The 15,769-nt window shown below is 65.3% G+C and carries 20 protein-coding genes and 1 tRNA gene; 14 read left to right on the top strand and 7 right to left on the bottom strand.

All coding sequences use genetic code 11. The annotated features are described in order from the left end of the window. Both Q0R23_RS13670 and Q0R23_RS13665 read left to right on the top strand, forming a co-directional pair. Positions 1 to 432, top strand: a 432-nt coding sequence (locus Q0R23_RS13670; RefSeq protein ID WP_293913850.1) for a nucleotide exchange factor GrpE, incomplete at its 5' end; no start/stop codon positions are given. 199 nt (positions 433 to 631) lie between these two features. After that, on the top strand, positions 632 to 1,528 hold the full coding sequence (locus Q0R23_RS13665) for a DnaJ C-terminal domain-containing protein (protein ID WP_293913848.1): 897 nt from the start codon (positions 632 to 634) through the stop codon (positions 1,526 to 1,528). Positions 1,529 to 1,592: 64 nt separating this feature from the next. On the opposite strand, the gene Q0R23_RS13660 is transcribed toward Q0R23_RS13665, so the two are convergent. Together Q0R23_RS13660 and Q0R23_RS13655 are read right to left on the bottom strand one after the other, a co-directional pair. Continuing rightward, the gene (locus tag Q0R23_RS13660; RefSeq protein WP_293913847.1) at positions 1,593 to 2,762 is read right to left on the bottom strand and encodes a GGDEF domain-containing protein; all 1,170 of its coding nucleotides are present in this window, start codon (positions 2,760 to 2,762) and stop codon (positions 1,593 to 1,595) included. A 443-nt stretch (positions 2,763 to 3,205) separates the two neighbouring features. After that, positions 3,206 to 3,556 carry a septum formation initiator family protein gene (locus Q0R23_RS13655; protein ID WP_293913846.1) on the bottom strand — a complete coding sequence of 117 codons (351 nt, stop codon included), beginning with the start codon at positions 3,554 to 3,556 and terminating at the stop codon, positions 3,206 to 3,208. A 184-nt stretch (positions 3,557 to 3,740) separates the two neighbouring features. On the opposite strand from Q0R23_RS13655, the gene Q0R23_RS13650 reads away from it, so the two are divergent. From Q0R23_RS13650 to surE, 3 genes are all read left to right on the top strand, one after another. Continuing rightward, the gene (locus Q0R23_RS13650; protein ID WP_293913851.1) at positions 3,741 to 3,995 is read left to right on the top strand and encodes a hypothetical protein; all 255 of its coding nucleotides are present in this window, start codon (positions 3,741 to 3,743) and stop codon (positions 3,993 to 3,995) included. A gap of 81 nt (positions 3,996 to 4,076) precedes the next feature. Next, positions 4,077 to 4,985 (top strand): ROK family protein, encoded by a 909-nt coding sequence (locus Q0R23_RS13645; protein ID WP_293913845.1) that lies wholly within the window; start codon positions 4,077 to 4,079, stop codon positions 4,983 to 4,985. A gap of 50 nt (positions 4,986 to 5,035) precedes the next feature. Continuing rightward, positions 5,036 to 5,812 carry a 5'/3'-nucleotidase SurE gene (surE, locus tag Q0R23_RS13640; protein WP_293913844.1) on the top strand — a complete coding sequence of 259 codons (777 nt, stop codon included), beginning with the start codon at positions 5,036 to 5,038 and terminating at the stop codon, positions 5,810 to 5,812. A gap of 8 nt (positions 5,813 to 5,820) precedes the next feature. On the opposite strand, the gene Q0R23_RS13635 is transcribed toward surE, so the two are convergent. Continuing rightward, positions 5,821 to 7,059, bottom strand: coding sequence for a hypothetical protein (locus Q0R23_RS13635; protein ID WP_293913843.1), 1,239 nt, complete (start codon positions 7,057 to 7,059; stop codon positions 5,821 to 5,823). Then, a complete protein-coding gene (locus Q0R23_RS13630) occupies positions 7,056 to 7,382 on the bottom strand; it encodes a PadR family transcriptional regulator (protein ID WP_293913841.1) in 327 nt (108 codons plus the stop codon). Before Q0R23_RS13630 ends, Q0R23_RS13635 begins: the two co-directional genes overlap by 4 nt. 155 nt (positions 7,383 to 7,537) lie before the next feature. Here Q0R23_RS13630 and Q0R23_RS13625 point away from each other — a divergent pair, with 155 nt between their 5' ends. From Q0R23_RS13625 to Q0R23_RS13615, 3 genes are read left to right on the top strand one after another with little or no spacing between them, the layout of a single operon-like run. After that, positions 7,538 to 8,041, top strand: a complete 504-nt coding sequence (locus Q0R23_RS13625) for a hypothetical protein (RefSeq protein WP_293913839.1) — start codon at positions 7,538 to 7,540, stop codon at positions 8,039 to 8,041. A gap of 57 nt (positions 8,042 to 8,098) precedes the next feature. Then, a complete protein-coding gene (locus Q0R23_RS13620; RefSeq protein WP_293913837.1) occupies positions 8,099 to 8,428 on the top strand; it encodes a PadR family transcriptional regulator in 330 nt (109 codons plus the stop codon). Next, complete coding sequence (locus Q0R23_RS13615) at positions 8,422 to 8,853, top strand: hypothetical protein (protein WP_293913835.1); 432 nt, start codon at positions 8,422 to 8,424, stop codon at positions 8,851 to 8,853. The genes Q0R23_RS13620 and Q0R23_RS13615 overlap by 7 nt, the downstream gene beginning before the upstream one ends. Positions 8,854 to 8,903: 50 nt before the next feature. Here Q0R23_RS13615 and Q0R23_RS13610 read toward each other — a convergent pair whose 3' ends face one another. Then, positions 8,904 to 9,614, bottom strand: a complete 711-nt coding sequence (locus Q0R23_RS13610) for a hypothetical protein (protein WP_293913833.1) — start codon at positions 9,612 to 9,614, stop codon at positions 8,904 to 8,906. Between the two features lie 405 nt (positions 9,615 to 10,019). On the opposite strand from Q0R23_RS13610, the gene Q0R23_RS13605 reads away from it, so the two are divergent. Both Q0R23_RS13605 and Q0R23_RS13600 read left to right on the top strand, forming a co-directional pair. Further along, the gene (locus Q0R23_RS13605) at positions 10,020 to 10,247 is read left to right on the top strand and encodes a hypothetical protein (RefSeq protein WP_293913831.1); all 228 of its coding nucleotides are present in this window, start codon (positions 10,020 to 10,022) and stop codon (positions 10,245 to 10,247) included. Positions 10,248 to 10,462: 215 nt separating this feature from the next. After that, positions 10,463 to 11,683 (top strand): 2,3-bisphosphoglycerate-independent phosphoglycerate mutase, encoded by a 1,221-nt coding sequence (locus Q0R23_RS13600; protein ID WP_293913829.1) that lies wholly within the window; start codon positions 10,463 to 10,465, stop codon positions 11,681 to 11,683. 139 nt (positions 11,684 to 11,822) lie between these two features. On the opposite strand, the gene Q0R23_RS13595 is transcribed toward Q0R23_RS13600, so the two are convergent. Together Q0R23_RS13595 and Q0R23_RS13590 are read right to left on the bottom strand one after the other, a co-directional pair. After that, positions 11,823 to 12,287, bottom strand: coding sequence for a DUF1801 domain-containing protein (locus tag Q0R23_RS13595; protein WP_293913827.1), 465 nt, complete (start codon positions 12,285 to 12,287; stop codon positions 11,823 to 11,825). 36 nt (positions 12,288 to 12,323) lie between these two features. Continuing rightward, entirely contained in the window at positions 12,324 to 12,506 is a 183-nt protein-coding gene (locus Q0R23_RS13590) for a hypothetical protein (RefSeq protein ID WP_293913825.1), read from the bottom strand. A 45-nt stretch (positions 12,507 to 12,551) separates the two neighbouring features. On the opposite strand from Q0R23_RS13590, the gene Q0R23_RS13585 reads away from it, so the two are divergent. The 4 genes from Q0R23_RS13585 (at position 12,552) to Q0R23_RS13570 (ending at position 15,691) form a co-directional block, all read left to right on the top strand. Beyond that, the gene (locus Q0R23_RS13585) at positions 12,552 to 13,259 is read left to right on the top strand and encodes a hypothetical protein (protein WP_293913823.1); all 708 of its coding nucleotides are present in this window, start codon (positions 12,552 to 12,554) and stop codon (positions 13,257 to 13,259) included. A 101-nt stretch (positions 13,260 to 13,360) separates the two neighbouring features. Beyond that, positions 13,361 to 13,437: transfer RNA gene (locus tag Q0R23_RS13580), tRNA-Pro, on the top strand. Positions 13,438 to 13,577: 140 nt separating this feature from the next. After that, positions 13,578 to 14,480, top strand: coding sequence for a hypothetical protein (locus Q0R23_RS13575; RefSeq protein WP_293913821.1), 903 nt, complete (start codon positions 13,578 to 13,580; stop codon positions 14,478 to 14,480). 347 nt (positions 14,481 to 14,827) lie between these two features. After that, positions 14,828 to 15,691: a MurR/RpiR family transcriptional regulator gene (locus tag Q0R23_RS13570; RefSeq protein WP_293913819.1), complete on the top strand. Its 864-nt coding sequence runs from the start codon at positions 14,828 to 14,830 to the stop codon at positions 15,689 to 15,691. Positions 15,692 to 15,769 lie beyond the last annotated feature (78 nt).

The following is a 15,769-nucleotide window of genomic DNA, read 5'->3' as shown; positions in this document are numbered from 1 at the left end:
GACGAGCTGGAAAAGGAGAACGCCGACCTGCGGGGCCGTCTGGGTCGCCTGGCCGCCGACTTCGAAAGCTACCGCCGCCGCACCCAGGAAGACGTTTCGGACGCCGAGAACAAGGGTGTCGCCCGCGCCGCCGAGGCCCTGATGCCCATCTACGACGACGTGTCCCGTGCCCTGGAGATGGGCACTGCCGACCCAGGCAAACTCATTCCCGGCATGCAGGCGGTGCAGGGCAAGGTGCTCAGCGTTTTCGAGAAGCTGGGCCTGAGCGCCACCGGCCAGGAAGGCGAAGCGTTCGACCCCCAGTGGCACGAAGCCTTGCAAGTCGTTCCCGGCGACACTGACGACACCGTGGCTCAGGTCTTCCAGGTCGGCTTCCGCATGGGCGAGCGGCTGGTGCGCCCGGCGCGGGTGGTGGTGAGCAGGAAGGGTTGAGGGAAGTGGGGAGTGGGGAGTGGGAACAGATTAAGGGCAATCGCGGCGCTCATTTTGCCCGACCTAGAAGCGTGAGTGGTTGAATCGAACAATCGCCGTTTCAAAGCCAAAAAGCGGCAAGTCCCAGCTCTTTCCCTGCTTCCCACTCCCCACTTCCGCTCTTCCTGCACGCCCGCCAATCGCCTGAGGAGGTGCCCCAGTGGCCTACAAAGACTATTACGACGTCCTCGGCGTGACGCGCAGCGCCTCCGAGGGCGAGATCAAAAGTGCCTACCGCAAGATGGCCAAGCAGTACCACCCCGACAAGAATGCCGGTGACGCCAAGTCTGCCGAGCGCTTCAAGGAGATCGGGGAAGCCTACGCGGTGCTCTCCGACGACGAGAAGCGCAAGCTCTACGACCAGTACGGTCACGCCGGACAGGTGCCGCCGGGGGCCTGGGGCGGTGCGGGCGGCGCGGGGCCAGATATGGGCGGCTTCGATCCGTCACAGTTCAGCGACTTTTTCCAGGGGCTGTTCGGGCAGGCCGGGCGCGGCGGGTTCCGGGGCGCGGGCAACCAGGGTCAGGTCAACATCGACGACCTGATGTCGGGGATGGGCGGCGGGAGGCGGTTCGTGCAGAACGTGGAAGGCGAGTTGCAGGTCACCTTGCAGGAAGCCTACGCGGGCTCCGAGGAAACCATTCAGATCGAGGGCAAGCGCCTCCAGGTCCGCATTCCGGCAGGCACCCGCGACGGCGCCCGGCTGCGGCTGGCCGGGCAGGGACCGGGCGGCGGCGACGTGCTGCTGACCATCCGGGTGCTCGAAGACGGCAAGTTCGACCTGGAGGGCGACACCGTGAGCACCAGTGCCGACGTGCCGGTGGACGTGGCTGCACTGGGCGGCAGCGTGCGGGTCCAGACCCTCAAGGGCGACGTGACCCTCAACATTCCGGCAGGCACCAGCGGCGGGCGCCGGATGCGCCTGAAGGGTCAGGGCTGGCCGGGCAAAGCGGGCGCGGGCGATTTGTACGTCAAGCTCAATCTGGTGCTGCCCGCCAGTCTCAGCGACGAGGAGCAGGCCCTTTACAGGCAACTGCGCGAGCTGCGCCGGGGCTGAGCGGCGGCATCCGATCCATTCCAGCCCGATCCATTCCAGTCCGTGCGCCGTCCAGCAATAGCCCTCAGAACGTCTGAAGATCTCTGGGCGTTCCCTGGACCGGCTGGTGTTCCTCGTAGATCAGCTCGGCGGTCTGGCGGTTGGGGTCGGTGCCGCTGTCTTCGTACAGCACCACGCGGTTGCGGCCTGAATGCTTGGCGCGGTAGAGCGCCGCGTCGGCCCGCACGGCGGTATCGGCCAGGTCCTCGCCGCCCCGGCGCAGGGCCACGCCCAGGCTGACGGTCAGCGGCACGCCCGCGTCGGAGTGCTCGACGGCCTCGCGGATCGCCTCGGCCATCATGAAGGCCAGGGTGGGCGTGGAGTTGGGCAGCAGCACCAGAAACTCCTCGCCGCCCCAGCGCCCCACCCTGGCCTTGCGCTGAGCCCGCATCGGCGGCGTCAGGGTCGAGTGCTCGGCGAGCTGGGCGCTAATCAGTTGGCCGACCAGCCACAGCAGCCGGTCGCCCTCGGCGTGACCGTAGCGGTCGTTGACCTGTTTGAAATGGTCGATGTCCACCATCATCACCGCCACCTGATCGCGGGCGCTGTAGGTCTTCCAGACGCCTTGCAGGGCGCGGCGGTTGGGCAGGGTGGTCAGCTCGTCGGTAAACGCCAGGGTCTGGTAGCGGCGCTGCGATTCGTGGGCTTCCTCCCACCAGCGGCGGTACATGTACAGCAGCGAGAACAGCGCCAGGGTGGTCATCAGCATCAGCAGATTGACCCAGCGGGCGGCGGACGGCTGATGCAGGGTCAGTATCAGATTGACCATCAGATGAAACCCGGCGTAGGGCGCGGCGGTGGCCAGCACCCAGCGGGGCCGCTGAAACAAGAAAACGCCCGCCATCAGCAGCAACAGACTCAGATCGGCAAACGAGCCCGGCGTGCTGCTGGGCACCGCCGTACCCATCAGGCGCAGCACGTTGAAGGCCACGCCGTTGAGGCACAGCAGCGCCAGCACCCCCGCCTCGTAGCGCGAGGACTGGCGGCGGCGGCGCTCCCACAACGCGAAGATCAGCAGCACCGGTAAGGGCAAAAACAGCGTCCACCACACGGGCAACGACCCATTGAGCGAGCCCCAGCCCACCACCAGCGCCAGCGGCAGGCTGAGAAGCAGCGCCGTTCTGAAAATCTGCTGGTGCCGTTGCCGCCGCTCGTTGAGTGCTGCGGGCTGTGCCAGAATGGTGATCTGCTTCAACTCGACCTCGCGCAGTGCATCGGGGGGGCCTGCTGCCCACCTGAACGCTGCTCCCCCACGGCTTACTTGCGGCGCCTTCACTTTCCCGGCTGGCCCCCCCCAAACCAGGCGAACGTCCAGGCGAACATTCAGAGTCCAGCACCTCTGACCTGAAACAGCTCCTGCTTGAGAGTATAGCGTCTTTCTTCAAGGCAGTTGAGATTTACGCTCATCCGGAGCGTGAGATTTCGCATCCTGGGGGCAGGCGCCGGGGGTACCGATGAGCAGGCGCCCCGTTATGAGGTTCAGGGCGACACTTGCTGCCACTCTGGCGCCGCATGAAGAGAGGCCGGTTTTCTAGATAACATGCTGGGTGGAAAATGATTTTCGGGCAACGCCAGCCGCCTTTTTGTTTAGGTCAACTGGGCATTCAGGCCGACTGGGCATTCAGGCCAAGCAGGCGTTCAGGGCAGGCGTACCGGGTCGCAATTGCCGAGGCTGGATTCCTCGGCGCTCTGTGCCACCAGCACCTGTTCGTTTTTGCCGACGTAGCCCAGGCAGCGCGACAGGGCGCTCAGATACTCCGGGTCGCTGGCGCGGTCGCGGGCGTCTTGCAAAATCTGCACGTCGGCCCTGAGCTGGGCTTCCTGGGCGCGTACCTGAGTGGTCTGTTGCTGCCAGGTCACGGAGCGGTAAATGCCGTGGCCGAGCAAAAAACACATCTGCACGATGCCCAGCGCCGCGAGCAGGCTGGCGATCATCATGGTCAGAGGCAGGCGGCGCACTTCCTCCCAGTGCGGCAGACGCAGTTTCACCCGCGTAGTCTAGACCATTTTCCCAACTGCTCCGGCGTCCGTGGGCGCTTGGGTGCTCTACAGTACAAAGCATGTCGAGACTGGCGAGCTGGACCTTCATGCCTGTGACTGGGCCTGTAACCGGGCCTGTAGCCGTGACCGGGCCGTGACCGGCGGTGATATTCTCGGCGCCCCGGACCGGGCCATGTACCAGGGCGACGTCTGGGTGCGCCTCGATACCCTGCCCCGGTTGATCGCCGAGAGCCTGCGCCGGACCCTGAGCAGCCACGGCATCGTCAGCGTGATCCGGACCCCGTTTCAGTGGGTGATGGCCTCGCCGGTCATCGAGATCGAAACCGGCGGCTACATGGGCGACGTGGGCCTGTACGTCCCCGAAGTCCAGCACCGCGAGGCCGACGAACTGCTCGACCGCCTGAGCACCGAAGCCGAGCAGGAATAAACAACTGGCCTCCGGCATGATAAACAACTGGCCTCCGGCATGAAAGGACTCCTGCCAGGCCAGGCTAGACTGTCAGCCAACATGTCAATCTCATTCTCACAGGAGCGGGTCAGCATCGGCGTGGACGTGGGCGGCACCAAAATCGCCACCGGCGTTCTGCGCGGCGAGCACCTGCACGAGCGCCACGTTCAACCGACCCCCGAAACCGGCTGGGTCGCCGTGCTCGACGCCATCGCCGCCCAGGTGCGGGCGCTGCAACTGCTGCATCCCGACGCGCACGCTGTGGGCGTCGGCGTGCCGGGGCCGCTCACGGCTGACCGCAGCGGCGTCAAGTTCGCGCCCAACATCTACGGCTTTACCGACGTGCCGCTGGTGGCGGGCCTGCGCGAACGCCTGGGCCAGACCGTGACCCTGGAGAACGACGCCAAGGCCGCCGCCCTGGCCGAAGCTACCCTGGGCGCCGCCAAAGGGACCAGCAGCAGCGTCTACGTGACGGTCAGTACCGGCATCGGCAGCGGCATCGTCATCGGTGGTCAACTCTGGCGCGGCCACAGCGGCATCGCGGGCGAGCTGGGTCACGTCACCGTGATGCCGGGCGGCCCGGTCAGCGGCGCGGGCTTAGACGGCGCCCTGGAAGCCGTCGCCAGCGGCACGGCGATTGCCCGCGACGCCAGTTATGCGCTCAACCGCGAGGTGAGCACCGCCGAAGCCTTTGCGCTGGCCCAGGCGGGCAACCCGCAGGCGCGGCGGGTGGTCGAGCAGGCCATGAAGCACATCGGGGTGGCGATTGCCGACATCCAGAAGCTGATCGACCCGGAGGTGTTCGTCATCGGCGGCGGCGTGGCGGCGGTGGGCGACTACTTTTTCGAGCATGTGAACCGCTACGCCCAGGAATACGGCGCGGCCTTCGCCCCGGTGGTCATTCGCCGCGCCCTGCTGGCCGGTGACGCGGGCGTGATCGGGGCGGCCCTCTCGGCGCATCAGGGGTGACCAGGGTTGGTTAGAAAACAGTCTGACCGATTCGCGCTAGCCTACGCTCCATGACCTCCCCCGAACCCCATCCGGCCCGTAAACGTGTGCTCGTCGCCAACGACGACGGTATCTTCTCGCCGGGTATCAAGGCGCTGGCCCTGGCCATAGCGGCGGTGGCCGACGTCTACGTGGTCGCCCCGGACGTGGAGCAGAGCGGCGTGGGGCACGGCATCACCTTCCGGCGCCCGCTGAGGTTCAAACACACGGCGGCGGCGGGTTTCGGCGACATTCCGGCCTACCGGGTGGACGGCACACCTGCCGACTGCGTGGTGCTGGGCGTGAACCTGCTGGGCCGCCCCGACATGGTGGTCAGCGGCATCAACCTGGGCGCCAACATGGGCGACGACCTGACCCATTCCGGCACCGTCGCGGCGGCCATCGAGGGCCTGGCGCTGGGTATTCCGGCGATTGCCCTGAGCCAGATCAGTAGCGGCGGCGACTACGACTTTGCCCCCGGCGCCGCCTACGCCGCCAAACTGGTCGCGCGGGTGCTTGAGCACGGTCTGCCGCCGCGCACGCTGCTGAACGTCAACATTCCGCCGCACATCAAAGGCGCCCGCGTGACCCGGCTGTCGGACCACCGCTACGAGGACACGCTGGTGACCCGGCAAGACCCGGAGGGCCGCGAGTACCACTGGGTGTCGGGCAAGCCACGCGCCGAGTACGCGGACGACAGCGATTTCGGCGCCGTGGAAGACGGGTTTGTCAGCGTGACTCCGGTGCGGCTGGACCTGACCGCCCGCGACCTGATGGAGCGGGTGGCCGGGTTTTTGCCGGAGGTGTGAGGCGCGAATCAGGGCCTGGCGGGCACGAGCTGAACCTGTGCGGGCGGCACGATCTCGTATTTCACGTCGCGCAGATCGCCGCCAGAGGTGATTTTGAGCAGCAGCGCCACCTGCCCCCCACCGGTATGCGCCTTCTGCAAGTCGGCAAACGAACCCACCAGGCGCGTCGGCTCCAGCCCGCTGCCGAGCCAGAGTCGGCCAGATTGAGCCGGGCGAATGGCGATTTGGTAGAGGTCGCTATGCATTCCAGGTGCTTTTGGATTGTACTGGCTCAGCAACACGCCGTAGAAAGTGTTGTCAGGCGCACTGACAGTCAAACTCACGCCACGTTTCGCGCCACTGTCTGGTCCAGTGCCGATTCGGGCGTAAAATCTGCCAGTGTCCACGCCGTTTTCCTTGATCAAAACCTTGAACTGTTCGGGCTGGTCAACACGTAGTTGTTCTGTGACCACAGGCGCCAGTACGTTCGCTGCTCGAAAGGGCGTCGTCGCCGTTCCCAACTGTACATTGACATCCGATATGCGAAGCGTTGGATTTTCAACCCCACGTATACTTATCGGAAAACTGAAATACTCCTTCAGAAAGCTGATTAGAAGACCTGCCTCTATGTAATCTCCGTCCTGTTTGACAATTCCAGCGCCAATCTTTGAAAAATCGAAATCAATTGGGAATACTTCACCTGGAAACTTAAGAAGGTATCTATATTGGCTTTTACTTCCATCTTTCGGTGTAACACTCACGCCAGCAGATTTTAAGGCGCCTAAAAAGTCGTCAATTTTGAGATAGGTCAACAAGCCAGGCGCAGTCTCACGACACAGCGCTTCCACGCTTGAGCGGCCCACTCGCGTAAGGTAGTTTCGGGCGGCCTGCTGTTCCTGGGCGGGAAGCGATTTCACGAACGCCTCGTCGAAATTGCATTTTCCATACGACGGCATCTGCATCGTCGCCCGCACGCCCGCCGCTGACGCGACCACTTGCACACCCAGCATCCCCAGCACGCCCAGCAGCAAGGCACCCTGCACGCCCACCGGCACGATATGCACCCGGCTCAGCCCGCCTGCCACGGCCCGCGCCGGTCCCAGCTCGGCCAGGGCGCGGCGCTCGGCCTCGTCTGGCGTGAGTCCCAGGTGCTCAAAACGCCACAACTTGTCCTCGACGATGCCGCGCAACTCCATCTGAGCCTCACGGCGGCGACGGCCCCACAGGCCCAGGGTGGCCCGCTTCAGGTAGCGCTCGGTGCGGTTCATGCACCCTCCAGCACGGTGCCCACAGCCTGGGTAAAGCGGGCGAACTCCTCACGCCTGCGCCGCAGCTCGCTTTGCCCGGCAGCCGTCAGGGCGTAGAACTTGACTGGGCTGCCGCCGCGTGGCAACACCTGAAACTCGCCGCGCACCCAACCCTGCTTTTCCAGCCGGTGCAGCGCCGGGTACAGGCTGCCCTCCCTGAACTGAAAATAGCCCTGGGTCTGATCTTCGACCTCGCTGATGATCTGTGAGCCGTACCTGGCACCGCCGCCCAGCGCTCCGAGCAAAATCAGGTCGAGGTGGCCCCGCAGTAAATTGGCGTCCATAACGTCTCCTTCAGTCGGGCGGCGAATGGAGGCGCCCTCTGCTAACGCCATAGTATTCCTAGGGACATAGGAACGCAAGGTCTGGTGTGGAGTGTCACCGAAAGGGGAGACGGCGAACATCTGCCCCGCGAGGCCGCGCTATGCTGGGCGGCAAGATGAGCCAACATTCTTCCCGTACCCACAGCCCGGTGGGCCGCATTTTCCTGTGGCTGGCGATTGTTCTCAGCCTGGCGCTGCTGGGTTTCGTCACGGCGCTGACCATCCGCAACAACCCGTACCTCAGCGACTCTGAAGCCAACGGCATCAGCAAATACAAGTTTCTGGAAGGCTGCAAAACGGAGATGCAAAAGCAGCTCGACGACTTCGCCACCCGGCCCGGCGGACAGCGGCTCAACGTCGCCTACGTGGCCCGCGATCTGGTGGGCGGCGTCACTGGCGGCGCCCTGAGTGCGCCCGCCGCTGGCGCCACGGCGCCGACCCGCACGCCCGGCTGGTCGCTGAGCAGCGACGCCAGGTTGCTCGGCAGCGGTATTCCGACCCGCCAGGCGACCTTCAACTGCCAGTACGTCAACGACGGCAAGGGCTTTGAGGAGGCCAAGTTTCAGGTCGGCCTGATTCCTCAGGGCCAGCCTCAACAGCAGCAGCAGGCGCCGCAGTAACCAGTCACTCCCCAGGCTCTCACGCTTATCAGTCACTGATAGCCCAGACTGAGGGGCGTGGACGCCGACCTGTTTCCCAACCTGTTCAAGGGCAACCTCGACCTGATTTTGCTCAGCGTGCTGGAGGGCGGTGAGCGCTACGGCCTGGAGATCGGCAAGGAAGTGGACGCCCGCACCGGCGGCCTGCTGACGCTGAACGCGGGCAGTCTGTACCCGGCGCTGCACCGGCTGGAAAAATCCGGCTGGGTCCAGGCTGAGGAACGTTCACCGCCGCGTGGTGGCCCCAGGGTGCGCTACTACACCCTGACCGCCGCTGGCCTGGCTGAACTGGCCCGCCGCCGCGACGCCTACGTGCGCTTCGACTCGGCGCTGAGGGCACTATGGTAGATGAATACGTGGTGAACGAATACGTGGTAACTGAGCTTCCCGGCGCCGTGCGGGCGTACCTGAGCGCGGCCACCCGGCATCTGCCCCGGAGAGCGCGGGCCGACGTATCAGCCGAGCTGCACGCCAATTTGCACCAGCGCATGCTCGACCACTCGCTGATGCTGGATACGCCAGCCGCCTGGAGTGCCGCCCTGCGCGACTTCGGGCCGCCGCAGACCACGGCGCGGGCACTGGTCCGGGTTCACCGCTGGCCGGGCCTGCCCAGACTGAGACTGCCCAGACTGAGACTGACCAGACTGACACTGACCAGACTGACACTGATGCGTGCCGGGCTGGCGGCCCTCGCTCTGGGCGGGGCCGGATACGCCGCCGCCCGCAGCCTCGGCTGGCCCGCAGAAGCGCCGCAGAGTCAGCAGGCCAGGTAACGAAGCAGGGCGCCCCAGCATCACGAGGCGCCCGGTGAGCTGTCGGTTGCTTACTTCAGCGTGGCGAGTTTGGCCTTGGCGCTTTCCAGGTCGCGCTTTTCCCAGAAGGTGTTGGCGGGCAGGGCAATCGCCCGCTGAAGCTGGGCCGTGGCCGCCGCCTTGTTGTTCTGGAGAATCAGGGCGTTGGCGAACTCGATTCGGTGAACCGGCGTGGTGGGCTCGATGGAGATGGCTTTTTGAAAGTTGACGTTGATCTGCGAGCGGTTGGCGCCGGTGGCCTGGGTCGCCAGGAACCCTTTGGCGGTCAGCTCGGCGTTCCACAGCCCCAGCGCCACGTAGGCGCCCGCCAGCTTGGGATTCAGGCGAATGGCGGTGTCGAGTTCGCGCTTGACCTCACCAGCCAGGCCCAGACTTCTGAGAATGCCGCTGTACTGCGCCAGTCGCCCGTCGGCGCGGGCCAGCTCGAAGTGGGCGTTGGCGGAGTTGGGGTCCAGGCTGATCGCCTGCTTGGCCAGTTCCTGCGCCTGCTCGAACTGGGTTCGTTTCTGGTCGTCGGGAATCAGGTTGGCGCCGTAGGTGGTCGCCTGCGCCGCCAGAGCAAAACCCTCCGCCGTTTTGAGGGCGGTGGCCTGGGTGGCGGCGTCTTGCCACTTGCCCTGATCGAGCAGCGCCTGGGCGTCGCTCAGGCCAGCGGCAGCCGCGCCGCCCAGAGAGAGGGTGGTCGTCAGGGCAAACAGGGCCGCGAGTTTCAGGGTACGCATGGGGAAGTCCTCCGGGGGTGGGTGAGCAGAGTTGTGGAGACGGCACCGAGTATACCGGCTGAGCTTGATGGAGAGCTGATGGAGGGGTTGTGGGGAGAGGGGTATGGGTTGTGGGGCAGAGTTCTTTGCCACCGTCGGCCTGGCTGGTGGTCGATAAGAGCTTCAGCGCCCGCCTGGCGCGTCCTGCCAGTGCTCTCCCGCTCGAAACGAGAGTGGTTACGTGGGATGTCCCTGACTTCCGGCGCTGTTCCTACTTTCCACTTCCCCTAGAGCAGATGTCATAAAAAGGGTCTTTTTATGACCGAGCGGAGCGAGTAGTTTTGACCGAGCAGGACGCAGAATGGAGGCGCGGGGAGGCTGTTTTCCCCGTGGCGTAATTCGGAGTACTGCTCTAAACTCCTCTGTATGGACCGTTTTCGCCCGCTGCTGGGCATGCTGGGATTGGCTGTGGGTTTCGTGCTGTACGCGGCGGCGGGCCGCTTCGCCGAGCCGGTGGCGAGTGCGCTGATCGGGCTGATGTTCGTGCTGCTGGGCGCCCTGGCGTTCTGGTACGCCGGGAGCGAGAGATGGATTCAGGTGCTGGGCGCCGTGCTGGCGCTGTACGGCCTGCTGCGCATGACGGTGCTGAGGTGAGGCTTGTGGCTTGTGGCGTGTGGAAAAAGATCGCAGAAGTATCAGCGTTTCTGCTGTGCAGGTACTCTTCCAGGCGTGCGGTCATCGGCCTACCAGCTCGTAAGCTTTTCGCCGTTCCCACGAGCCACACGCCACACGCCACAAGCCTCTCAAGCCACAAGCCTCTCAAGACAGCCTCCACACGCCCCTGACCTGTGCGGCGTAAACTCGCCGACATGATCGATACCATTCGTGAACTGGCCAAGAAAACCGATGAGAAGATTCTGATGGTCGTGCTGGACGGCGTGGGCGGCCTGCCGCTGGAACTCGGCGGCGACACCGAACTGGCCAGCGCCAAAACCCCCAACCTCGACGCCCTGGCCCGCACCTCGCAACTCGGCGCCGTCGAACTGGTCGCGGCGGGCATCACCCCCGGCTCCGGCCCCGGCCACCTGAGCTTATTCGGCTACGATCCGCTCAGATTCGTGGTCGGGCGCGGCGCACTGAGTGCCGTGGGCATCGGCGTCAAGCTCAGCGCGGGTGACGTGGCGGTGCGCGGCAACTTCGCCACCCTGATGGATGGGCGGATCATCGAGGACCGCCGCGCCGGGCGCCCCAGCGACGCCAAGAACGCCGAGATCGTAGCCACGTTGCGCGGCACCATCCAGACCATCAACGGCATTCCGGTGGAAATCTACACCGAGAGCGAGCACCGCTTCGTGGTGGTGTTCCGGGCACAGGGCACGCCGCTGGGTGCCAACCTCAGCGACGTGGACCCACAGGAGACCGGCGTGGCGCCGCTGGTCGCAGCCGGACACGACGAGGCCAGCACGCCCACCGCCGCCCTCGTCAACGCCTTTGTGGCGCAGGCCGAGGTCGCCCTCAAGGGTGAGCCCCAGGTCAACGGCGTGCTGTTCCGGGGCTACTCGGACGTGCCGCACTTTCCCAGCTTTCAGGACATCTACCAGCTCAGGGCCGCCTGCATCGCCTCCTACCCGATGTACAAGGGCCTGGCCTCGCTGGTCGGCATGGACGTGCTGGACGTTCAGGGCGAGGAAGACGCCCTCCAGGGCAAGGTGGACGCCCTGAAGACCCACTGGGCCGAGTACGATTTCTTCTATTTTCACGTCAAGAAGACCGACAGCACGGGCGAGGACGGCGACTTTGCCGCCAAGGTCAAGAAGATCGAGCTGTTCGACGCGCTGCTGCCGCAGCTCCTGGCCCTGGAACCCGACGTGATCTGCATCGTGGGCGACCACAGCACGCCGAGCAAACTCTCTACCCACTCCTGGCATCCGGTGCCGCTGCTGATCCGCAGCCAGTACGGGCGCCGCGACCCCGCCGTGCGCTACACCGAGGACGAGGCCCTGAACGGCAGCCTGGGCCTGCGCAGAGGCACCGACGTGATGCCGCTGCTGATGGCCAACGCGCTGAAGTTGCAGAAATACGGGGCGTGAGCGTGCATTGACCGCCGCTCTGAGCATTGGGGATAGCCACCATCCACAGTCACGTCCAGCAGTTCGACGCGGTGAGGAGGGCTTTACGGTAAAGCTGAGCCGTGTGAACGCTGGATGGTGTTCATATCCGGCGAACGGCTTACTGAAGTGGGCCTCTCGCTTTTTCTGAGGGGTTTGACTTGCTGGCACTCTTGCTGGCACTGTTGCTGGCACTGTTGCTGGCACTGTTGAGGTCAATGGCCTGGCATATGAGCGCCTTGAAGGCGGCTGCGTCCAGCTCCTCGCCTTCATGAATGTCGATGGCGCGGCGCACCTTGCCGTCCAGGCTGGAATTGAACAGTCGGGCTGGGTCTTCGAGCGACGCGCCTTTGGCGAAGGTCAGCTTCACGACTTTCTTGTACGATTCGCCCGTGCAGACGATCCCGCCCTGTGACCAGACCGGCGTGTCGCCCCACTTCCACTCCTCGGTGATGTCCGGCGCGGCCTCCAGAATCAGCGCCCGCACGCTGCCGAGGGCGGCCCCGCGCCAGTCGGCGAGCGCGGCGATCTTGTTGGAGATGTGCTCGGAGGCCGACTGAGCCTGGCTCACGCCCGGTAGTGTCATAGGCTCATCTTAGAGCGTCCAGACTGGGCGCCGCCCTCAGCCCTGATGGTGCAGCACCACGCTCAGGCCCCAGCGCCCCAGCCACAGGCTCCAGACGTGGCGGTGCAGGCGACGTGGACCAGGTGCGCAGCACTCGGCGGCTCGCCTGGCCGCCTTAGCCTGGGCGTAGAGGGCTTCGAGATGGTCCTGCGCGGCAGTTTCACGAAGGAGGTTATTCATAGCTATAGCTTGCGCCTCCCTCAACTCGCCGCGTAAGCTACGAATGTGAGTAGCGACCAGGTGGGCATCCAGCGCGTTAGCGCACCGGAGCAGGTGAAATTGCTGCTGCATTCACGGGTGCAGCGGGTGCTGGGCTGCTTCCTGGCGGCGGAGCAAACGGTGTCGGGCGCGGCGCGGGTGCTGAAACTGGACCTGCGAATCGTCCACCGCGACGTGCAGGCGCTGGAAAAAGTAGCTCTGCTGCGCGTAGCAAAGCGCCAGGCGCGTTCAGGTCGGGCGGTGGCGCACTACCGGGCGAGTGCCAGCGCCTATTTCGTGCCGCAGTCACTGCACCCGGACGCCGATTATCTGGAGAATCTCCAGCGGCAATTCGGCCCATTCGACGCCATGCTGAATGCGGCGCTGGCCAGAGAATTCGAGCGGGCTTTGAAGGATTCCGGCAACCGCGAATGGGGCACCCGGCTCTTTGTTGGAGAAGAAGGGCCGGATGTGGATCAATGCTTTTACGACGCGGAGCTGCGCGGCGTCCTGACCGGCTGGCAGGGACCGCAGACGCTGGCGACGACAGGGGCCATCATCACCTGGCTGACAGCCGAGGAGGCGCTGGAGATCGAGCATCAATTCTTTGCGCTGTATTTCCGTCTGGCCGCGCTCGGCAAAGCGAACAGGGCGCTGAATCAGGGCCGCCCCTGGGGTATCAGGGCGATTATGACCCCGATCACCGAGGACGACGCAGCGCTCAGGAGATTTTGAACTACGGACGACCCTCCGCTGCGACTTGACCCTGCCCCCAAAGCCCGGTACACTGGCTGTCGCTGGTTTGAGCGTCATTCGCAGTGACGATTTCGCAATGACGAGGCGTAGCGCAGCTTGGTAGCGCACTACCTTGGGGTGGTAGGGGTCGCAAGTTCAAATCTTGTCGCCTCGACCAGCGAGGCAGGAACGGAGAAATCTGTTCCTGTTTTTTGATGCCCGGTGCGCCGCCCAGTGGACGCTCCCCTCGCCCGCCCGGACCCCCGCCCGCTTAGGCGCTAAGCTGAGGCCAGGATGCACAGGCGGCGCACGGCGAGCATGACCACTACCCTGTTGATGCTGTGCAGCGTGGCCTGCGGGCTGAGCGCTCCTGGCGCACGAATGCCCGACAAGGTTCCGGAGCTGGGCGCCAGGAACGCGCAGGCCCGCTCGGTGGACCCGGCGCTGGCCCGCAGCCTGGCGGGCAGCCAGACGGTGCTGAGCAGCGCCAGCAGCCCGTTTGTCATCGAGCTGAGGTTGCGCGGCAAACCCCTGAGCGGCGCCCAGAAGGTCATTTTGCAGCAGGCGGCCACGCGGGTCTCCAACCTGCTTACCTCGAAATTTCAGCCGGTGGCGCTCGATCTGCCGGGCGGCGCCTGTGACAAGGGGCTGCCCGCTATCCGCGAACAGGTGGAGCGGTTTTTCGTGTTCGTGGTGGTCAAGGACCTGGGCGACGAGGTGTACGGCGACTCGACGCCCTGCGACCTGCACGACCAGACCTATCTGCCGATCTACGGCGCCATCGACCTGAACTCGCGGGGCCTGGACCTCCAGGCCGCCCCCGAACTGCTCGACACCATGATTCACGAGCTGCTGCACGCGCTGGGCGTCGGCACCCTCTGGACGCAGGGCGAGCGCGTGTCGCTCAGCGGCGAATCGGATGGCCGGACGCTGGTGCGCAAGGTGGGCAAGCAGTGGTTTTACACCGCGCCGCGTGCGCTGGCCGCCTACACAGCGCTGGGCGGCCAGGGCAGCGGCATCGCGCTGGACCCCGACCAGGGCCACTGGGCCGGGGCGCTGTTTTGCTCCGAGATCCTGTCGGGCGCGGCGGGCGACGTGACCGATAGGGTCAATCCCATCAGCCTGATTACCCTGGCCGCCCTGCAAGACCTGGGCTACGCCGTCAATCTGAGCCGGGCAGACCGCTACCGCATTTCGGGCAAAGCCTGCCCCAGTTACTGAACACAGTGCAGCTACTGAACACAGTGTATGGACGCGGCGGATAAAAGGAGCTGCGGCCTGTCCACGACCATTCCCGCCGACCCACTTCCCGCTTCCCCTGACCCGCCGCTCGAATTCGATAGAAATTTTCAGACCGCACCTCTTGCTTGACAAAAATAATTTTTACCTTCAGACTGTTTTCACGGCCAGTATCAAGCTCGGCGGCGCCTGAGACACGCTCAGGGCTGTCTCGTCGTTGCCGTGTAGCCGAAGCTCGTCGTGGTGTTCGAGATGCTGCCGCGAAGTAACCGTTCGTTCGCCCGCCCGTTTTTGCCAGTCGCCCTTTTGCCAGTCGCCCCGGAGGCCGCGTGACCCAAACCCTCGTCTCCCGCTTCTCGCCTCCAGGCGGCGCCCTGGGTCGTATCCGGTTGCAGGCCGACAACCTCTCGCCCAGCCTGCGGCGGGTGGCCGACCACGTGCTGCAAGACGCCGAGAACGTGGTTCACCAGACCATTACCGAACTGGCCACCAGCGTCGGCGTCGGCGAGGCCACCATCACCCGGTTGTGCCGCAAGCTGGATTTCGCCGGTTTTCACGCCTTCAAGATCGCGCTGGCCGCCGACGTGCTGGGCCGGGGCAACCGTCCCATTCCCCAGGGCGGCGGTCTGCGGGCACGGGCCAGCCGCCTGGTGGCCCAGACTGCGCAAACGCTCGAAGACACCGCCCAGCTTCTGGACCCCGAAGTGCTCGAACAGGTGGCTGACCGCCTGGCCAGAGCCCCCCGCGCCGACCTAACCGGCCAGGGCAACAGCGGGCTGCTGGCGATCTATTTCGCGCACCGGCTGATGCGGCTGGGCATCACCGCGCTGGTGCATACCGATCCGCACCTGGCGGCGGTCGCCATCAGCACCGCGCCCAGGGGCGGCGTGGTCATCGGGCTGAGCAGTTCGGGCAGCACCATCGACACCGTGCAGCACCTGCACCTGGCGCACTCGCAGGGCCACTACACCGTGGCGCTGACCCACCGCGCCCGCAGCCCGATCACCCGTTACGCCAGCGCGGTGCTGTTCACCTCGACCCAGGAAGACCCGCTCAGCGACAGCGTGCTGGGGACACTGACCTCGCAGGCGCTGGTGTTGGAGATGCTGTACGGCGCGGTGCTCTCGCGGCGGCCCGAATCGCACACCATGCTGCGCGTCACCGCCGAGTCGGTGGTCGAAAAAAAGTACTGATCCGGCCCCAGGCTGGCCCCGCTGCTGAGCCGAAATCCGCCGCGCCGCGCCGTCTGAATGTACCGTTCCGCCCGATTT

This window comes from Deinococcus sp., from assembly GCF_025362455.1.
Taxonomy (GTDB): Bacteria; Deinococcota; Deinococci; order Deinococcales; family Deinococcaceae; genus Deinococcus.
This window is presented reverse-complemented; position numbering and strand designations above follow the sequence as displayed.